The sequence below is a fragment of the Kitasatospora sp. DSM 101779 genome (assembly GCF_025655475.1).
Taxonomy (GTDB): domain Bacteria; phylum Actinomycetota; class Actinomycetes; order Streptomycetales; family Streptomycetaceae; genus Kitasatospora.
Genome location: NZ_JAHTIK010000001.1, coordinates 6997613 through 7016504, shown reverse-complemented (window position 1 = coordinate 7016504; position 18892 = coordinate 6997613). Strand labels below are relative to the sequence as shown.

The following is an 18892-nucleotide window of genomic DNA, read 5'->3' as shown; positions in this document are numbered from 1 at the left end:
GGCCACTGCACCCCGCGCCCCCCCCCCGGCCCGAAGGGCCCGCCCCAGCCGAAGAGGTGTTGCCCGATGGTCCACGACCCAGCCGAAGCCCCGCCCGACGCCCGCACGGCCGGCGTCCGCTCGCTGCTCGCCCGGCGGCTGCGCGGGGCGGCCGGCGGTCCTGCGGCCGAGGACCGGATCACGCCCCGGCCGGACCGGGACGCACCCGCGCCGCTCTCCGCCGCCCAGCGCCGGCTCTGGCTCGTCGAGCAGCTGTACCCGGGTACCGCCGCCTACAACGTGTCGACCGCGTTCCGGCTGCGCGGTCCGCTGGACACCGCCGTGCTCCGCCGCTCCCTCGACACGCTGCTCGGGCGGCACGAGTCGCTGCGCACCGCTTTCCGCACCACCGCCGACGGCACGCCCGTCCAGTGCCCGCGGCCCGCCACCCGGCTCGCCCTGCCGGTCGCGGAACTCACCCCCGGCCGCGACGAGCAGGAGACCCTGGACTCCGCCCGCAGCCTGCTCACCGACGACTGCGCCGTCCCCTTCGACCTGGGGGCCGGGCCACTGCTGCGGGCCGGTCTGCTGCGGCTGGCCGAGGAGGACCACGTCCTCGCCCTCACCGTGCACCACCTGGTCGCCGACCACTGGACCCTCGCGGTGCTCTGCGAGGAGCTCTCCGCGATCTACCCGGCGCTGCTCCGCGGCGAGCCCTCGCCGCTGCCCGAACCCCCGCTCCAGTACGCCGACTTCGCCTCGTGGGAGGCACAGCGCGGCACCACCGGCGACGGCGCCTCGCTCGACTGGTGGACGGAACGGCTCGCCGGCCTCGCCCCGCTGGAACTGCCCACCGACCGGCCGCGCCCCGCCGTCCGGGCCTTCACCGGCGCCCGGGTGTCCGCCGTGCTGCCCGCCGCCGCCACGGCCGCCCTGCGCACGGCCGCCAAGGACGAAGGGGCGACCCTCTTCATGGCGGTCCTCGCCGGCCTGCAGGCGGTGCTGGCCCGCTGGACGGGCAGCACGGACATCGCCGTCGGCGGTGCGATGGCCGGCCGCGACCGGCCCGAACTCGAACGGCTCGCGGGCTTCTTCGTCGACCTGCTGCCGCTGCGCGGCGACCTCTCCGGCGATCCGTCCTTCGCCGAACTCCTGGGCCGGACCAGGGAGTCGGTACTCGCCGCCGCCGACCACCGGGACGTGCCCTTCGACCGGCTGGTCGAGGCGGCGGCACCGGCCCGCGACCTCAGCCGCCCGCCGCTGGTGTCCGTCGCCCTGTCCTACCTCTCCACCCCGCCGCCGCGGCTGGCTCTCGGTCCGGCCGAGGCGAGCGAGTTCCCCTTCGACCCGGGCGCGGCCCGCTTCGATCTGGACCTGTTCGCCCGGGAGCTCCCCGACGGCGCCCTCGGCCTCGAACTCGACCACCGCACCGACCTGTTCGACCGCGGTACCGCCGAACGACTGCTCGCCGGACTTACCGCGCTGCTCACCGCTGCCGCCGACGACCCGGGCAGCCCGCTCTCCGCCCTGACCGCCCCCGGCGACGCCGAGACCGCCGAACTCGCCGCGCTCGGCAGCAGCCCCGTTCCGCACCCCACCGCGCCGCTGGTGCACGAGCTGGTCGCCCGACACGCCGCCGCCGACCCCGGCCGGCCCGCCGTGGTGCACGGCGCCCGCACCGTCGGCTACGGCGAACTCGACGCCCACGCCGACCGGTTGGCCCGGCGACTGGTCCGCCGCGGGGTCGGCCCCGGCACCCTGGTCGGGGTCTGTCTGGAGCGCTCGCCCGAACTCGTCGGCGCCCTGCTCGCCGTCCTCCGGGCCGGCGGCGCCTACCTGCCGCTGGACCCGGAGTACCCGGCCGACCGGCTCGCCCACATGCTCGCCGACAGCGGCACCCCCTTGGTCGTCACCGACGCCCACTGCGCCGGCCGGCTGCCGGCCTCCGCCGCAGCCCTGCTGCTCGCCGACGCCGAGGACCCCGCCGATCCTGAGGACCCCGCCGAGACCGAGGCCCCCGCCGACACCGAGGACCCCGCCGAGACCTCAGCGGGCCCCGGCGGGCGGCCCGTCGCCGCGGACGACCTCGCGTACGCCATCTACACCTCCGGTTCCACCGGACGGCCCAAGGGCGTGCTGGTCGAACACCGCGCCCTGCTCAACCTCTGCCACTGGCACAACCGCCGCCACCGGATCACCCCGGAGGACCGCGGCACCATGCTCGCCGCCCAGGGATTCGACGCCGCAGTCTGGGAGTTGTGGCCCTACCTGGCCGCCGGGGCCTCGGTCGCGGTGGTCGACGCCGCGGTCCGCACCGACCCGGCCGGGCTGACCGCCTGGCTGGCCGACTCCGGGGCCACCGTCGCCTTCCTGCCGACGCCGCTGGCCGAGGCGGTGCTCGCCGAGGAGGGCTGCGCGAGGCTGCCGCTGCGCTCGCTGCTCACCGGCGGCGAGCTGCTGCGCCGCCGGCCGCGGCCAGGCCTGCCGTTCACCGTGGTCAACCACTACGGGCCGACCGAGAACGCGGTGGTCGCCACCGAGGGCGAGGTCGCCCCGGAGGGCGTCGGCGAGGGCCCGGCGGACATCGGCCGGCCGATCGACAACGTGCTGGCCCGGGTGCTGGCCTCGGACGGAACGCCCGTACCGCGCGGCGCCGTCGGTGAGCTGTACCTGGGCGGCGCCGGGCTGGCCCGCGGCTACCTGGGCGCCGAGGCGCTCACCCGGCAGCGCTTCGTCCCGGACCCGCAGGGCCCGCCCGGTGCCCGGCTCTACCGCACCGGCGACCTGGTGCGCTGGCGCACCGACGGCCGGCTGGACTTCCTCGGCCGCGCCGACCGGCAGGTCAAGGTGCGCGGTCACCGGATCGAGCCCGGCGAGATCGAGGCCCGCCTGGTGGAGCACCAGGGCATCGCCGAGGCCGTGGTCGTGCTGCACTCCCCCGCCGGCGGCGAGGCCGCCCTGGTCGGCTACCTGACCCTGCCCGGCCGCGGCACCACCGCCCCCGAGGGGCTGCGCGAGTGGCTCGCCGAACGGCTGCCGGAGCCGATGCTGCCGGCCGGCTTCGTGGTGCTGGACGCGCTGCCGCTGACCCCGGCGGGCAAAATCGACCGGGCTGCGCTGCCCGACCCTGGCGCACTGCGCCCGCCGTTCCGGGCGCCCCGGCCCGGCACGGAGGCCAGGCTCGCCGCGCTGTGGGCCCAGGTGTTCGGCCTGCCCGAGGTCGGCGCCGACGACGACTTCTTCGCGCTCGGCGGCCACTCGCTACTGGCCACCCGGCTGCTCGGCCGGGTGCGCCGCGCGTTCGCCGTCGAGGTGCCGCTGCACGCGCTGTTCCGCTTCCCGACCGTCGCCCGGCTCGCCGCGGGCGCCGTCGACCCCGCACTGGCCGCCGCACAGGAGGAGACCGACCGCCGTCTGCGCGCCCGGATGGCCGCCCTCTCCGAGGAGCAGATCCGGGCCCTGATCGCCCACGCCGCCACCAGCACGGAGAACACCGCCGCCACGAGCGCGGAAGGCACCGCCGCCACCGCCACGACCGAGGAGACCCGATGACCACCGGGACGACGCCCCAGCCCGCCGACGACGACTACTTCTTCGAGGCCGACCTGTACGACACCCTGTGGGCCGGGCTGAACAAGCTCGACCTGCCGTTCTTCCTCTCCACGGTGAAGGAGTTCGGCGGCCCGGTGCTCGAACTCGCCGCCGGCACCGGCCGGGTGCTGCTGCCCGCGGTCAGGATCGCCGGCAGCGGCGTCGGCGTCGACCTGTCGGTGTCGATGCTGGAGCAGGGCCGCCGCAACGCGGCCGCCGAGGGCCTGGACGAGACCTCGGTGCGCTTCGTCGAGGGCGACCTGCGGACGGTCCGCCTCGGCGAGCGCTTCCCGCTGATCCTGGCCGCCGGTCAGCCGCTGTTCCACTGCGCGAACGACGAGGACTGGGCCGAGGCGCTCGCCACCGTCCGCGAACACCTCACCCCCGGCGGCCGGTTCGTCTCCGGCATCCCGTACTTCCGCTTCGACGAGATGGCCAAGTACAGCGAGCGCCTCTACCTGGCGGGCGAGATCCGCCACCCCGGCACCGGGCAGCGGATCGCCATGTGGGACTACAACACCTACGACCTGCAGGAGCAGTCCATCACCCGCCGCCGGGTCAGCGAACTGCTCGACGAGGACGGTCTGGTGACCGAGCGCCGGCACACCTTCCGGAAGAACTACTACCGGTACCCGAACGAGGTCCGGCGGACCCTGCAGCAGGCCGGCTTCACGATCGAGCGCGAGTACGGCGGCTACGACGAGTCGCCCTACGGCCCCAACTCCGAGCACTACGTCTGGGTCGCCACGGCCCGCTGACCGGCGACACCCGCCCGCCCCGAGGAGGAGACGGCGATGGACGGCATCGAGGAACTGCTCGCGGGCCTGGACCCGCAGCAGCGCCAGGCCCTGCTCGACCGGTTGGAGGCCGCGGACGCCCCGCGCGGGCCCGGGCCGGCGGGCGCACCGGCGCCGCTCTCCCCCGGGCAGCGGCGGCTCTGGTTCCTGCACCGGCTGGAGCCCGGAAACCCGGCCTACCACATCTGCCACCAGGTGGACTGGCCGGGCGTGTTGGACACTGACGCGCTGGCGGCCGCCCTCGGCGACCTCGCGGAGCGGCACGAGGCGCTGCGCACCCGCTACACCGCCGAGGGCGAGGACTTCCGTCCCGTGGTCGACCCGCCCGCCGCCGTCCCGGTGCGGGCCGTCGACCTGACCGCCCTGCCGGCGGCCGATGCCGAACGCGAACTCGCCGCCACCGCACGGGCCGAGGCCGACCTGCCGTTCGACCTGGAGAACGGCCCGGTGCTGCGGGTCACCGCCGTGCTGCTGCCCGGCGGTGCCGCCCGGGTCGTCCTCGCCCAGCACCACATCAACAGCGACGGCTGGTCGGTGGACGTGCTGCTCGACGAGCTCTGGCAGGCGTACCGGGCCCGTTCGGCGGGCCGCGCACCGCAGTTCGCCGGGCGGGCGGGCCAGTACCGGGAGTTCGCGGCCTGGCAGCAGGAGCGGGCGGCGTCCGGAGCGGTCGCCGAGGACCTCGCCTGGTGGCGGGCCGAACTCGCGGACGGCGTCCAACCGCTGGAGCTTCCCGTGGACCGTCCGCGCGCCTCCGGCCGGGGCCGCGGCGCGGTGCTGCGCCGCACCCTGCCCGCGGACCTCACGGCAGCACTGGAGGGCCTCGGCAGGTCGTCGGGCAGCACCCTGTTCATGACCGCGCTGGCCGGCTTCCAGGCGGTGCTGCACCGCTGGACGGGCAGCCCGAAGGTCCCGGTCGGGGTGCCGGTGAGCGGCCGCAGCCGCCCCGAGTTCGAGTCCGCAGCCGGGTTCTTCCTCAACACCGTGCTGCTGCAGGCCGACCTCTCCACCGACCCGGCCTTCACCGAACTGCTCGGGCAGGCCCGCGACCGGGTGCTCGGCGCCTTCGAGCACCAGGAGGCCCCGTTCGAACGGCTGGTGGAGGAACTCGCGCCGGGTCGCGGGGGCCGCAGCCCGCTCACCCCGGTGCTGTTCGCCTTCAACGCGCACCCGGCGGGCGCGGCCCCGGGCCCGCTGCGGGCCCGCACCATCGAGATCGACACCTCCGGCGCCCGGGCCGAGCTGTGCGTCGTGGTGGAGGCGGGCCCGGAGGGCGGGCTGCGGGTCGCGTACGAGTACGACCGCGACCTGTTCGAACCCGCCACCGTCGAACGGCTGCACGGCCACCTGTGCCGGCTGCTCGCCGGTGCGGCCGCCGACCCGGCGCTGCCGGTCTCCCGGCTGCCGCTGCTCACCGAGGAGGAGGAGCGGCAGCTCGCCGCGTGGAACGCCACCGCGATGGACCTGCCCGCCGACACCACCGTCGCCGATCTGGTCGCGCAGCAGGCCTCCCGGACCCCGGACGCCGTCGCCCTGGTCCGCGGGGACGAGCAGGTCGGCTACCGCGAACTCGACCGACGGGCCAACCGCCTGGCGCACCGGCTGATCGGCCTCGGGGTGCGGCCGGGCGACCGGGTCGGTGTCCTGCTGGAGCGCTCCCCCGCCCTGGTGACCGCTCTGCTCGCGGTGCTCCGCGCGGGCGCCGCCTACGTGCCGCTGGACCCGTCCTACCCGGCCGACCGGCTGGGGTACGTGCTGGCCGACGCCGAGGTGCCCGTGCTGATCGGCACCGCGGAGCTTGCCGGCCGACTGGAGGGCCCACTGCCCGCCCTGGTCGAGCCCGGCGAGGACGCCGGATTCCCCGACACCGCGCCGCAGATCGCGCGTGCCGCCGCCGACCCGGCGTACGTGCTCTACACCTCCGGATCGACCGGGCGGCCCAAGGGCGTCGTCAACACCCATGCCGGGCTGCTCAACCACACCGTCTGGCTGCGCGACGCCTTCGCCGTCGACGGCCGCGACCGGGTGCTGCAGAAGACCCCGATCGGCTTCGACGTCTCGCTCTGGGAGCTGCTGGTGCCGCTCACCGCGGGCGCCGCGCTGGTGCTGGCCGAGCCCGACGGCCACCGTGACCCGCGCTACCTGGCCGAGGTGATCGCGCAGGAACGGATCACCGTGGTGCACTTCGTGCCCTCGATGCTCCAGGTCTTCCTGGACGGCGCCGAACCTGACGCACTGCGCGGCGTCCGCCAGATCCTGTGCAGCGGCGAGACGCTGCCCGGCGAACTGGTGCGCCGCTGCCGGGCCGCCGGCATCACCGCCCCGATCGACAACCTGTACGGGCCGACCGAGGCGGCCGTGCACGTCACCCGCTGGACGTGCACGGCGGAGGACACCGCGGGCGTGCCGATCGGCCACCCCGTCGCCAATACCCGACTGCACGTGCTGGATGCGCACGGCCGGCCCGTCCCGGTCGGCCGGCCCGGCGAGCTGTACCTCGGCGGCCTGCAGGTCGCGGCCGGCTACTGGGGCCGCCCCGACCTCACCGAGGAGCGGTTCCTGCCGGACCGGTTCTCCGCCGATCCGGCGGCCCGCCTCTACCGCACCGGCGACCTCGTCCGGCGCCGCCCCGACGGCGCCCTGGAACACCTCGGCCGGCTCGACCACCAGGTGAAGCTGCGCGGCCTGCGGATCGAACTCGGCGAGATCGAGGCCGTGCTGACCGGCCACCCCGCGGTCGCCGAGGCCGTGGTGCTGCTGCGCGAGGACACCCCGGGCGAACCCCGCCTGGTGGCGTACTGGGTGCCGGCCGCGGGCGGCCCCGGTGAGTCTGCGGAGGACGCGGTCCGCGCGTATCTCGCCCGCCTGCTGCCCGGCTACATGGTGCCCGCCGCGTTCGTCGCCCTGGCCGCCGTGCCGCTCTCCGCGAACGGCAAGACGGACCGCAAGGCGCTCGCCGAGGCCCCGGCCCCGACCGCCCGCACGGCCGGCTACGAGGCACCGCGCGACGAGGTCGAGCAGACCCTCGCCGGGCTCTACGGCGAGCTGCTCGGCCGCGAACGGGTCGGCATCCGCGACGACTTCTTCGACCTCGGCGGCCACTCGCTGCTGGCCACCCGGCTCGCCGCCCGGATCCGCCGCGACTTCGGCGTCGACCTCCCGCTGCGGGACCTCTTCGACGCCCCCACCGTGGAAGCACTGGCCGTCAAGGTCGTCGAGGCGGTGCTCGGCGGCCTCGACGAGGACCAGTTGGACGCCGTGCTGTCCGCGGACACCGACCGGGCGCCCGGCGCCTGACCGGCGCCGGCACCAGCACCGCCGCGATCGACCAGAACGCCACCGACCGGAACGAGAGGGCAGCAGGATGGGCAGGCGACGGGCACGGATCCCCGAGGTGCTGCACAACCGCAACTTCGCGCTGTACTACACGGGGCAGAGCCTCTCCATCCTCGGCGACGCCATCGTGGCGGTCGCCCTCGCCTTCGCCGTGCTGGACCTCGGCCGCGGTGCCGGCGCGCTGGGCCTGGTGCTCGCCGCCGGCATCGCGCCGGGCGTGCTGCTGGTGCTGGTCGGCGGCGTGGTCGCGGACCGGATCGAGCGGCGCCGGCTGATGGTCGTCTGCGACCTGGTGCGGTTCGGCTCGCAGGCCGCCCAGGGCGTTCTGCTCTGGACGGGGCACGCCACGCTGCTCTCGCTGGTGCTGCTCCAGCTGGTCTGGGGGACGGCGGCGGCGTTCTTCCGCCCGACGTCCACCGGGCTGGTCGCCGAGTGGGTCGAACCCGACCGGCTGCAGCAGGCCAACGGGCTGGTCGGTCTCAGCGACAACCTCGCCTACACCGTCGGCCCGGCCGTCGCGGGCGTGCTGATCGCCGTCCTCAGCCCCGGGGCGGCACTGCTCGCCGATGCGCTGACCTTCGCCGCCAGCGCCGTCGCCCTGTCGCTCGCCCGCCCGGCGGTGCGGACGGCTGTTCGGGCGGCCGGGGACTCTGCCTCCGCCTCCGCCTCGGTGCTGCGCGGACTGGCCGAGGGCTGGCAGGAGTTCCGCTCTCGCACCTGGCTGTGGTCGATGGTGCTGTGGGCGGCGACCTTCCACCTGCTGGCGCTGCCCTCGGTACTGGTGCTCGGCCCGGCGGTGGCCAAGTCCGACCTGGGCGGCGCCTCCGCCTGGGCGGCGATCGCCGCCTGCTCGGGGCTCGGAGCGGTGGTCGGCGGGGTGATCGCGCTCCGGTACCGGCCGCGCTTCCTGTTGCGCGCCACCTTCGTCCCGCTCGGGCTGTACGGACTGCAGCTGGTGGCGCTCGCGGTGCCCGCGCGGACGGCGGTGGTGGCCGGCGCGGCACTGGTCGGCGGGGTCGGCGTCGCCATGTTCAACGTGTACTTCTACACCGCGCTGCAGCAGCACATCCCGCTGCCGGTGATGTCCCGGGTGGCCTCCTACGAGTGGCTGGGCAGCATCGCCCTGCTGCCGGTGGGCCAGGCGCTGGTCGGGCCGGTCGCCGCGGCGACCTCCGTGCCGGGGGTGCTGCTGGTGGCCGGAGGCTGGATGCTGGTCTCCCCGGTGGTGCTGTACCTGATCCGCTCGGCCCGGAACCTGCGGGCGCTGGACGACTCCCCCGGGGCCGCCGAGGCGGACGCGGACGCGACGCCGGTCCCGGCGGGCGAACCGGTCTGACGACAAGTCAGCCCAGCAGCGACCGCTTCGGGTCGAGCACGCAGAACTCGTTGCCCTCCGGGTCGGCGAGCACCGTCCAGCCGGCGTCGACGGGTTGGCCGACGTCGGCCGGGGTGGCGCTGAGTGCCAGCAGCCGGGCGACCTCGGCCCCGCGGTCGTCCGGAACGAGGTCCAGGTGCAGCCGGTTCTTGCCCTTGCGGCGTTCCGCGACGGGCACGAACACCAGCCCCGGGTAGGCGTGTTCGTCCGCGCCGACGACCACCTCGCCGGCGCTCTCCAGCAGGATGCGGTGGCCCAGCACGGCCGCCCAGAAGCGGGCCAGCGCGGCAGGATCGAGTGCGTCCACGGCCACCTGGTAGAGGCGGACGGTCATGCCGCGAACCCCTCCTCGGCGGTCACCCCGGCCTGGTAGGCGAAGGCGACGAGCTGGGCGCGGTCCTTCAACTCCAGTTTGGTGCGCAGCCGGTAGACGTGGGTCCGCACGGTCGCCTCGCCGATGCAGAGCCGGTCGGCCATCTCCAGCGGGGAGAGACCCTCGGCGATCAGCCGGAGCACCTCGCGCTCACGGATGGTCAGCGACTTCAGCGCGGTGCGGGAGGCCGGCCGCAGCCGGCGGCTGCCGGCGGTGCGGTACCACTCCACCAGGCGGTGGGAGACGCTGGGCGAGAAGACGGCCTCGCCGCGGGCCGCGGCCCGGACGGCGCCCGCCAACTCCTCCCGGCTGGTGTCCTTGACCAGCAGGCCGTGGGTGGGCGCCTGCAGCACGTCCTTCACCATGTCCTCGTTGTCGTGCTGGGCGAAGACCACCAGCCGCGGCCGGACGGGCAGCCGTTCGGCGTCCAGTCGGCGCAGCAGGTCCAGGCAGGACATGCCGCGCAGGTGAAGGCCGGTGACCAGGACGTGCGGGCCGTGCACGGCGGCCAGGTGGACGGCGCGGGCGCCGCTGTCGGTGGCGGCGACCACCTCGATGTCGGCGGCGGGGGCGAGCAGCGTGCACAGCCCGTCCCGGATGACGGAGGACTCGTCGACGATCATGACTCGAACGGACTGCGGGGGTGCACCGGCGGGGTTGCTGCTCCGGGGTGCGACGGCTGGCCCTGGCATCACTACCTCGCAACTCGTGGTCGGCACCGTTTCCCGTGTGATCCGTGGTGACGGAGACAAGCGCCCGCGACAGGTGCCACGCGTGTATCGGTAATTAACATACTATCGCGAAGGAATGTTGGGTCAATGATTTCCGGCCATCACCGACAAAACACCGCTAACCGGTTAACAGACATTCAGCGGAATGCCGAATCGACCGGTGCGCAAGCACCGCAGAGGCCGCCAACAGGACTTCCCACCGCACGACCTGCCGCCGTGTGCGTGCGCAAGGCTTCGGCTCGTCCGCATCGCCCGCCGGCACCGCGGGCGGCAGAACCGGCGCCGGAGGTCGGGGTTCGGGTTGATCGGCGAGGTGTACGTGCGCCGGCGTCGACGTTAGAGTCCTCCTGAAACTTGCTGCAAGGCTTTGCAGAGTGAGAGGGCCCCGCCATGCCGAGAGTCGTCCCACCTGTCGCCGACGAGCGCACGGCGCTGACCGCCTACCTGGCCCACCAGCGGCGCGCACTGCGGGTCACCGCCTACGGCCTGACCGAGGAGCAGGCCCGCACGGCCTCCACCGGCAGCGAGTTGAGCATCGGCGGTCTCATCAAGCACGCCACACGGTGCGAGGAGTTCTGGACCGACCTCATCCTTCAGCAGCAGCACGGGACGCGGCGGAAGACAGAGGAGTCGGACACGGACGAATTCCGGCTCGCCCCGGACGAGACCCTGGCCGCGGTCCTGGCCGCATATGCCGAGGCGGCCGATCGGACCGACGCAGTGATCACCGGAATTCCGGACCTCGGGCAGGCCGTTCCGGTGCCGCAGGGGGCTCCGTGGATTCCCGCAGAGGTCAAGGAATGGTCGATCCGCTGGGTCCTGCTGCACTTGATCGAGGAGACGGCACGGCACGGCGGTCACGCGGACGTCATCCGCGAGAGCATCGACGGCGCGACCTTCGACCCGCTGCTCGCCGCAGCCGAGGCATGGCCCGACCCCTGGGTCCGGCCGTGGGAACCCGCGACCCCGACCGCCGGCTGACAGCGTGTGGGGTGGACGGCGCCGGCCCGGTCGCGGCCGAGCCGCTGCGGGCCGGGCCACACCAAGTCGGCGGTGAAGTCCCCGGGGCACCGGTCTCCTTGGCCCGGTCGCGAGGGTCGAGGCCGATGCGGACCTCCACAGCGGACGACGACCCGCCAGCAGGCCGACACGGGCACGCTCCACACCCGTCGGACCTCCGCCACCCCGCACCCCCTCGCCCCGACGGCACCGGACGTCGGTACCGCCGGGGCAGTGGACGGAGTACGGCTCCGCGGGGGCCCGAGCCCGGACCTACGCCACCAGCAGCTCGGCCACCAGCTCCGCCAGGTCCTCCGGGGAGATGACGCGGATGCCGAGCTCCTCGGCCTTGGCACGCTTGGAGCCGGCCTTCTCGCCGGCCACCAGCAGGGTGGTCCGCTTGGAGACGGACGAGGACGCCTTGCCGCCGGCGCGCTCGATCAGCTCGTTCATCTGGTTGCGGCTCAGGTCGGCCAGCGGGCCGGTCATGCTGCCGGTCACCACCACGGCCTCACCGGCGAGCGGGCCGGCCGGGCCTTCTTCGGAGACGGCTGCGGCCGCGGCGGGCGGGGTGACGGCGGTGCCGACACCGTGCGCCGCCAGTTTGTCCAGCACCGGTGCGAGTTCGACGAGTTCGGCGACGATGACGGTGGCCTTCTCCGGGCCGATGCCGTCGACCTCGGCGAGTGCCTCGGCGTCCGCGGCACGGACGGCCGCCATGCTGCCGAAGTGGGCGGCGATCCGGCGGGACATCGAGCGGCCGGTGCCAAGCACGCCGAGCGCGCAGAACACCCGGTTCAGCGGTCGCGTCCTGGCCTCGGCGATCGCCGCGAGCAGGTTGTCGGCACTGGTGTCGCCCATCCGGTCGAGGGTGAGCAGCTGCTCGCGGGTGAGCGCGAAGAGGTCGGCGAGGTCGGCGACCAGGCCCGCCTCGACGAGCTGGACGGCGCGGGTGCCGCCGAGCCCCTCGACGTCGAGCTGGTCGCGGCCGACGGCGTAGCGGATCGAGGCGACGGCCTGGCAGCCGCGGCCGCGCACGCACCGCCAGCGCTGCTGCGAGGTGTCGATGGCGTCGCCGCAGCGCGGGCAGACGGCGGGGAAGACGATCGGCTGCTCCTCGCCGGTGCGCTGGTCGACGAGCGGCGCCTCGACCCGGGGGATGACGTCGCCGGCCCGGTGGACGAAGACCTGGTCGCCGATCAGCAGGCCGCGGCGGGTGATGTCGGCCGGGTTGTGCAGGGTGGCGTAGGTGATGGTGACGCCGTCGACCTCGACCGGCTCCAGGACGGCGCGTGGTGCGATCACACCGGTGCGGCCGACGTTCCACTCGACGCCGAGCAGCCGGGTGACCTTGTGCACCGCGGGCAGCTTGTAGGCGACGGCCCAGCGCGGGGCGCGGGAGCCGGCGCCGGCCTGCTCCTGGTCCGCCTCGGCGTCGGCCTTCACCACGATGCCGTCGATGCCGAACGGCAGGGCGGCGCGCAGCGCGGCGATCTCCTCGATCCGCTGCCGGACCTCGTCGATTCCCTCGCAGCGGCCGGGCCGGGCGGCGGTGCTGGCCGCGGTGTTGGCGCCGAGTGCGGCGAGCCGGTCGAGCAGGGCGCTGTGGCCGAGGCCGCCGAGGCCGATGGCCCCGTAGGCGAAGAAGGTGAGCTCGATGCGGTAGGGGCGGTCCTTGGCGCGGAGGGTGCCGGCGGCGCCGTTGCGGGGGTTGGCGAACGGGGTGGCGCCGTGAGCGGTGCGCACCTCGTTGGCGTGCTCGAACTGGCTCTGGGTGAGCAGGACTTCGCCGCGCAGCTCGACGTCGATCGGCTCGGCGAGGGTCTGCGGCAGGCCGAGGACGGCGTCGGCGGCGTGGCCGATGTCCTCACCGGCGAGGCCGTCGCCGCGGGTGATCAGGCGGACGAGCCGGCCCTCGCGGTAGCGGGCCGCGACGGCGAGGCCGTCCAGCTTGGGCTCGACGCACCAGCCGTCAACGGGCCGGCCGAGCCGGCGCTCCAGCCCGGCGGCCCAGGCGGCGAGCTCCTCGGCGGAGAACACGTTGTCGAGGCTGAGCATCGGCACGCTGTGCGGGACGTCGCCGAGGGCCGTGCCGCCGGCAACCTTGCCGGTCGGCGAGTCGGGCAGCACCTCACCGGGCTGCGCCTGCTCCCAGGCCTCGATCGAGCGCAGCAGCGCGTCGTACTCGTCGTCGCCCAGCGGCGTGGAGCCGTCGGCGTAGTAAGCCGCGGCCGCCTGCACGGCGGTGGCGACGGCATCGGCATAGGCGGCGTGGGTGGCCAGGGCGGCTGCGTCCTTCATGTCGAACATCATCTCGACCGGCACTGACATGCGGAGCGTGCGGTTCCGCACCGGCAGTCGATCCGGACGATCCGGCTCCGCGTTGCCAATTAGTCTATTTCGACTGATATATTTCGACTATGCCACGACGCGCGCTCGACCACCCGATCGTCCCGGCCCTGCTCGGCCTGCTGCTCGAAGGCGATGCCCATCCGCACCGGATCCTCGCCGAGCTGCGGGAACGCAGCGCCCACCACGCCGCGGCGGTGAACCGCGGCACCCTCTACAACACCGTCGCCGCCCTGGAGGAGGCCGGCTGGGTGGCCGCCCGGGGCCGGGAACGCGCCGGGAGCCGCCCCGAGCGGACGGTCTACGGCATCACCGAGGCCGGTCACGAGGAGCTCGTCCGCCGGCTGGACGAGCAGATCCGCACCCCGGAACGGGAGTTCTCGCCCTTTCTCGGGGCGGTCGGCCACCTCGGCGCCCTCGGTCCGGAGCGGGCCCGCGACGCCCTGGCGGAACGCGCCCGCCGCCTGCGCGACCGCACCGCCGACGACGAACGACGCCTGGCCGAGGCCCTGGTGACCGGCGTGCCGAGGCTGTTCGTGATCGAGGCCGAGTACGCGCTCGCCCTCGCCCGCGCCGAGACCGCGTGGGTGGAGTCGATCGCCGAGGAGATCCGCACCGGCACGCTCGCCTGGCCCAGCGGCGCCGCCCCGCGCCGGGAGCAGGACGGAGCCGACCGTGACTGACCGCCTGCTCTTCGGCGTCTACCCCGGCGGCCTCTCCGGCGACGACAGCGGCGGCCTCGCCGCCGGCCCGCCCGACGACCCCGACCGCATCACCGCCCTGCTCGACCGGCTCCAGGGCCGCCCCGGCCGCCCCTTCCTGGTCCGCGCCTACACCGCCTTCGACGACGACACGGTGCCCGGCGGGCCGCATCCGACGGCCGCCCCGGCCGGTGCCGAGCGGTACGCCGTCCGCGGCCGCCGGCTGGACCTGGTCGCCCAGTACCGGTCGGCCGCCGGCGACGTCCCCGGCTACTGCGCCTTCCTGCGTGAACTCGTCGGCCAGTACGGCGCGGTGACGCAGACCCTGCAGGTGACGGAGGAGCCGAACGTCACCGGCAATGCCGTCCTGGACGGGCACTACCCGGCCGTCCGGGAGGCGCTCGTGCACGGCGTGCGCGCCGCCCGTGCCCGGGCCCGCGAACTCGGCCACCACCACCTGCGGATCGGCTTCAACACCACCTTGCTGTTCGGCCCGGCGACGGCCTTCGCCACCGAACTCGCGGAGCTCGGCGGCGACCGCTTCCGATCCGAACTCGACTACGTGGGGCTGGACTTCTTCCCCGATGTGTTCCGCCCGGTCGCACCGGCCGAGCTCGCCGACGCGGTCGCGGGGGTGCTGCGCCACCACCGCGGGAACGTGCTCGAACCCGCCGGCCTCGGGGACCTGCCGCTGCACATCACCGAGCACGGCTGGCCCACCGGCCCCGGCCGGACGCCGCAGCGGCAGGCCGAGGTGGTCGGCACGGTGGTCCGCACGGTCGCCGAGCACGCGGCCGCGCTCGGGCTGAGCGGGTACACCCACTTCTCGCTGCGCGACGCCGACAGCAACGGCCCGGGGCCCTTCCACCGCTTCGGGCTCACCTCGGACGACTACACGCCCAAGCCCGCCTTCGACACCCTGTGCACTCTCGTCGAGCGGTACACGGCCTGAGGGCCGGCACGGGCCAGACTGGTACCGGACCGGCCGCCGCCGACGGGAGAACAGCGTGACCACGGGCAGCTACGCGCACGTCAACGGGCTCGACCTGTACTACGAGGAGCACGGCAGCGCGACCGGCCGGCCGCTGGTCGTGCTGCACGGCGGCCTGCTGACCGCCGAGCTGTGCTTCGGCGCGCTGCTGCCCGCGCTGACCCGCGGCCGCCGGGTGATCGCCCCGGAGCTCCAGGGGCACGGCCACACCCGCGACGGCGACCGCCCGTACCGGGTCGACCTGCTCGCCGCGGACGTGCTCGCCCTGCTCGACCGCCTCGGCGTCGAGCGCACCGACGTCCTCGGCTTCAGCCTCGGCGGCTACGTCGCCCTGCAGCTGGCGCTGGACCACCCGGAGCGGGTCGACCACCTCGTCCTCGCCTCCGTCAACTACCGCCCCGACGGCTACCACGAGGAGATCCGCGCCTCAGAACTCGCGTCCGGCTCCACCCGGCTGCCCACCGCGGACGACTTCGCCGGGATGCGGGCGGCACACCTCGCCGTCTCCCCCGAGCCGGAGCACTTCGACGCCTTCGCCGCCAAGGTCTCCGACGCGGTGGCCGCCTTCGAGGGCTGGCCGGCCGCGCGGCTCCGCACCCTGCGGGCCCCCACCCTGCTCGTCGTCGGCGACCACGACTTCGTCCGCCTCGACCACGCGGTCGAGATGTACGACCTGATCCCGGACGCCCGCCTCGCCGTCCTGCCGCGCACCACCCACATGGACGTGATGCGGCGCACCACCCTGCTCGCCCCGCTGCTCGAAGGATTCCTGCCGTCCGGCTGACGTCGCGGACCTCAGGTGGCCCGCCTCAGTTCTGCGCGGCCGGCTCCGCGGCGAACCGGTCGGTCATCATCTCCAGGATCTCGGGGAACGGCGAGCCCGCCATCAGGGCCAAGTGGTCGCGCACGACGTGCAGGTTCGGGTACTCGTCGGCCGGCAGCTCGGCAGGGTGGGTGGTCCAGGCCGCACCCTGCTGCTCGCGCCGGTGCTCGTCCAGGTCGAGCACCGCCGCGTCGACCGCGGCCTGGGCGAGCACCGTGTCGACGAACAACCAGTAGTCGCGTACAGCGCGGTCCGGCGGGAAGCCGGCCCGGAACAGGATGCCGATGCCGAATGTCGACGGCGCGCGCCTCCGGGGCTGGACCGAGCCGGGCGCCCTCGGCCACGCCGAGGCCGTGGCCGACCTCAACCTGCTCGCCTACGCCCTGGCGCAGGCGAACCGCCCGGACGACCCGGCCCGGGTCTTCGAGGCCGTCGGCCCGACGATGACGAAGCGGCCGTGGGGCTCGACGGCGATCTCCTTCAGCAGTTCACCCACTGGCACGACCAGGTCCTCACCCCCGGTGACCTGACGGCCCGAGCCACCCGCGACGTCCCGGGTCCGTCGGCGGCGGACCCCGGATGGCGTCGGCAAAACCCCTGTGAACCGGTCCGCAGGGTCTGCGACCATGCTCCGATGACCGTCGAGACCACCCTCGCCAAGGCCGACGCGGACCTCCGCGCCGGCCGGACACCCGTCGCCCGCCAGCGCCTGCGCGGGCTGGTCGGGTCGTGCCCGGCCGACCTGACGGCCCGGCGGCGGCTGGCTGAGGTCTACCGGCTGTACGGCGAACCCGCCGAGGCCGGCCGCTGGGCGTACCTGGACGAGGACCGCGATCCGGCGGAGACCGCCGCATTCGAGGCCCGCTACGCCGACCCGGTGGAGCGGATGCTCGCCCTCGCCTGGCGCGGCCCGGAGGCCGGGGCGGCGACCGCGACGGCCCGGGCCCGGCTGGCCGAGGTCCGCGAGGCCGCCTCCGCGCACCTCGGGCGGCCGATCGACGTGTGGAGCGTGCAGGTGACCCGCAGGCCCGCGGGCGCCGAGGAGCAGAAGGACCGCACCGAGACCCTGTTCTGCGCCGGATTCGCCGTCATCGGCCTGTTCCTGCTCGGCCTCACCGTGCTGGGCGCCGTCACCGCCGTAGGGTGGCTGCTCTGACGCCGTGTCCGGAGGCCACCGTCTTGAACTCGCCTTGACGCACAATTGACCTGATCACGGGCGAGAGCCGCCGAAGCCCGTCGCTACCGTCGGGGCCATGTCACCCCTCCCCCGGACGCCGGCGATCCCGGTGCTGCCGTACCGCAAGCCCACCCGTGGCCGCGACTACTGGGTCTTCGACGACGTGCTGCCCGACGCGGAGGCCGTCCGGGCCCGCACGCTGGCCCGCGACGACTGGAGCGAGGGGTACCCGCACAAGCCGGAGACCTGGCCCGGCCTGCGCACCATGCCCGGCCTGGAGCCGGACGAACTCGCCCATGTCGAGGCCCTGGTGATGCAGGCCACCGGCGCCCGCAGGATCTGGCCGGAGGCCGGGCCGGGCGGCGCCACCGTCAACCACAACTGCATCCAGGTGGTCGGCCGGGACGAGTGCGAACCACGCCCGCACACCGACTCCCGGCTGGTCTGCCGCTACGCCGCCGTGCTCTACCTCAACCCGGCGGCCCCGAAGGACTGCGGCACCAGCTTCTACCGCCAGCAGATGCCCAACGGCGCGCTCGGCGGCAACATCGTCGCCGCGCCGCACAACAACCTGGTCGACGCCCTGGGCACCCGCTTCGTCCCCTCGAACGCCTTCGTGGAGGACGTCCGCGTCCCGCACCGCTTCAACCGGCTGCTGCTTTACAGCGCCAACATCATCCACACCGCGACGGGTTACTGGGGCAGCACCCTGGAGGACAAGCGGATGACCGCGGTCTTCTTCTGGATGGCCTGATCCACCACCCTCGGGGGCACCCACCCACATACCCGGTATGCAAGCTCGCCTAGGGTCTTCTCGAACGCACCTCCGACCGGGGGGTGCGTCCGAAGGGAGGGGGGCTCCATGCCGCCGGTCGAGAAGAGGATTCGCAGGCGCACGACACAGGCTCTGCTCACGGCGGTGGCGACCGCCCTGGCACTGGGCGGCTGCGCCTCGTTCGACACCACCGCGCCGAAGGAGGCCCGCGAGCGGGCCTCGGCGGTCTCGCGGGACACCGCCGTGCCGGGCGTCGACTGCCGGAAGGCCACCTGTGTGGCGCTGACCTTCGACGCGGGGCCGAGCGAGTACACGCCGAAGCTGCTCGACATCCTGAAGCAGGAGAACGCCCACGCGACCTTCTTCATGCTCGGCAAGAACCACGTGGAGCAGCACCCGGACACCGTCCGGCGGATCGTCGCCGAGGGGCACGAGCCGGCCAACCACACCTGGACGCACCGGATCCTCACCGACATCCCACCCGCCGAGGCCCGCAAGGAGATCTCCCTCACCCAGGACGCGGTGCAGCGCATCACCGGCCGGCGACCGGTGCTGATGCGCCCGCCGCAGGGCCGCACCGACGACGAGGTGTCCAGGATCTGTGCCGAACTCGGCGTCGCCCAGGTGCTGTGGAGCGTCACCGCCAAGGACTACGACACCAACGACTCGGCGCTGATCCGGCAGCGGGTCCTCGACCAGGTCCGCCGCGACGGCATCATCCTGCTGCACGACATCTACCCGGGCACCGTCCCGGCCGTGCCCGGCATCCTCGCCGAACTCCACCGCCGCGGCTACACCGTGGTGACGGTCTCGCAGCTGCTCGCCCCGGCGACCCCGCAGCCGGGCACCGTGTACCGCCCCTGAGCGGGCGGCCCGGCACCGCCGGCCGGGGCCC

General features: G+C 74.5%; 16 protein-coding genes. 12 read left to right on the top strand and 4 right to left on the bottom strand.

The features are described 5' to 3' along the window. Window positions 1-66: 66 nt before the first annotated feature. The 4 genes from KSNIM_RS31800 to KSNIM_RS31785 all read left to right on the top strand — a co-directional run bounded on the left by KSNIM_RS31800 (window position 67) and on the right by KSNIM_RS31785 (window position 9039). On the top strand, window positions 67-3531 hold the full coding sequence (locus KSNIM_RS31800) for an amino acid adenylation domain-containing protein (RefSeq protein WP_263106593.1): 3465 nt from the start codon (window positions 67-69) through the stop codon (window positions 3529-3531). Further along, complete coding sequence (locus KSNIM_RS31795) at window positions 3528-4328, top strand: class I SAM-dependent methyltransferase (protein WP_263106592.1); 801 nt, start codon at window positions 3528-3530, stop codon at window positions 4326-4328. The genes KSNIM_RS31800 and KSNIM_RS31795 overlap by 4 nt, the downstream gene beginning before the upstream one ends. Window positions 4329-4364: 36 nt before the next feature. Further along, window positions 4365-7664: a non-ribosomal peptide synthetase gene (locus KSNIM_RS31790; protein ID WP_263106590.1), complete on the top strand. Its 3300-nt coding sequence runs from the start codon at window positions 4365-4367 to the stop codon at window positions 7662-7664. Between the two features lie 67 nt (window positions 7665-7731). Further along, the gene (locus tag KSNIM_RS31785; protein ID WP_263106589.1) at window positions 7732-9039 is read left to right on the top strand and encodes an MFS transporter; all 1308 of its coding nucleotides are present in this window, start codon (window positions 7732-7734) and stop codon (window positions 9037-9039) included. Window positions 9040-9046: 7 nt separating this feature from the next. Here the strand turns inward: KSNIM_RS31785 and KSNIM_RS31780 are convergent, their stop codons facing one another. Continuing rightward, the gene (locus KSNIM_RS31780) at window positions 9047-9412 is read right to left on the bottom strand and encodes a VOC family protein (protein ID WP_263106588.1); all 366 of its coding nucleotides are present in this window, start codon (window positions 9410-9412) and stop codon (window positions 9047-9049) included. Continuing rightward, window positions 9409-10074, bottom strand: coding sequence for a LuxR C-terminal-related transcriptional regulator (locus KSNIM_RS31775; RefSeq protein ID WP_263106587.1), 666 nt, complete (start codon window positions 10072-10074; stop codon window positions 9409-9411). Before KSNIM_RS31775 ends, KSNIM_RS31780 begins: the two co-directional genes overlap by 4 nt. Before the next feature lie 498 nt (window positions 10075-10572). Here KSNIM_RS31775 and KSNIM_RS31770 point away from each other — a divergent pair, with 498 nt between their 5' ends. Next, complete coding sequence (locus tag KSNIM_RS31770; protein WP_263106586.1) at window positions 10573-11163, top strand: DinB family protein; 591 nt, start codon at window positions 10573-10575, stop codon at window positions 11161-11163. Window positions 11164-11454: 291 nt separating this feature from the next. On the opposite strand, the gene ligA is transcribed toward KSNIM_RS31770, so the two are convergent. Next, complete coding sequence (gene ligA, locus KSNIM_RS31765) at window positions 11455-13491, bottom strand: NAD-dependent DNA ligase LigA (protein WP_263108200.1); 2037 nt, start codon at window positions 13489-13491, stop codon at window positions 11455-11457. A 110-nt stretch (window positions 13492-13601) separates the two neighbouring features. On the opposite strand from ligA, the gene KSNIM_RS31760 reads away from it, so the two are divergent. The 3 genes from KSNIM_RS31760 to KSNIM_RS31750 are packed head-to-tail and all read left to right on the top strand — an operon-like array spanning window position 13602 to window position 16006. After that, window positions 13602-14213 (top strand): PadR family transcriptional regulator, encoded by a 612-nt coding sequence (locus KSNIM_RS31760; RefSeq protein ID WP_263106585.1) that lies wholly within the window; start codon window positions 13602-13604, stop codon window positions 14211-14213. Beyond that, window positions 14206-15183, top strand: coding sequence for a hypothetical protein (locus KSNIM_RS31755; RefSeq protein ID WP_263106584.1), 978 nt, complete (start codon window positions 14206-14208; stop codon window positions 15181-15183). The genes KSNIM_RS31760 and KSNIM_RS31755 overlap by 8 nt, the downstream gene beginning before the upstream one ends. A gap of 55 nt (window positions 15184-15238) precedes the next feature. Further along, entirely contained in the window at window positions 15239-16006 is a 768-nt protein-coding gene (locus KSNIM_RS31750) for an alpha/beta fold hydrolase (protein ID WP_263106583.1), read from the top strand. 25 nt (window positions 16007-16031) lie between these two features. Here the strand turns inward: KSNIM_RS31750 and KSNIM_RS31745 are convergent, their stop codons facing one another. Beyond that, a complete protein-coding gene (locus tag KSNIM_RS31745) occupies window positions 16032-16274 on the bottom strand; it encodes a hypothetical protein (protein ID WP_263106582.1) in 243 nt (80 codons plus the stop codon). A 55-nt stretch (window positions 16275-16329) separates the two neighbouring features. Between KSNIM_RS31745 and KSNIM_RS31740 the strand changes: the two genes are divergently transcribed. The 4 genes from KSNIM_RS31740 to KSNIM_RS31725 all read left to right on the top strand — a co-directional run bounded on the left by KSNIM_RS31740 (window position 16330) and on the right by KSNIM_RS31725 (window position 18861). Next, window positions 16330-16575 carry a hypothetical protein gene (locus KSNIM_RS31740; protein ID WP_263106581.1) on the top strand — a complete coding sequence of 82 codons (246 nt, stop codon included), beginning with the start codon at window positions 16330-16332 and terminating at the stop codon, window positions 16573-16575. A 104-nt stretch (window positions 16576-16679) separates the two neighbouring features. Beyond that, on the top strand, window positions 16680-17201 hold the full coding sequence (locus KSNIM_RS31735) for a DUF6584 family protein (RefSeq protein WP_263106579.1): 522 nt from the start codon (window positions 16680-16682) through the stop codon (window positions 17199-17201). Window positions 17202-17298: 97 nt separating this feature from the next. Continuing rightward, window positions 17299-17976, top strand: coding sequence for a DUF6445 family protein (locus tag KSNIM_RS31730; RefSeq protein ID WP_263106578.1), 678 nt, complete (start codon window positions 17299-17301; stop codon window positions 17974-17976). 108 nt (window positions 17977-18084) lie between these two features. Next, window positions 18085-18861: a polysaccharide deacetylase family protein gene (locus KSNIM_RS31725; RefSeq protein WP_263106577.1), complete on the top strand. Its 777-nt coding sequence runs from the start codon at window positions 18085-18087 to the stop codon at window positions 18859-18861. Window positions 18862-18892: the final 31 nt, after the last annotated feature.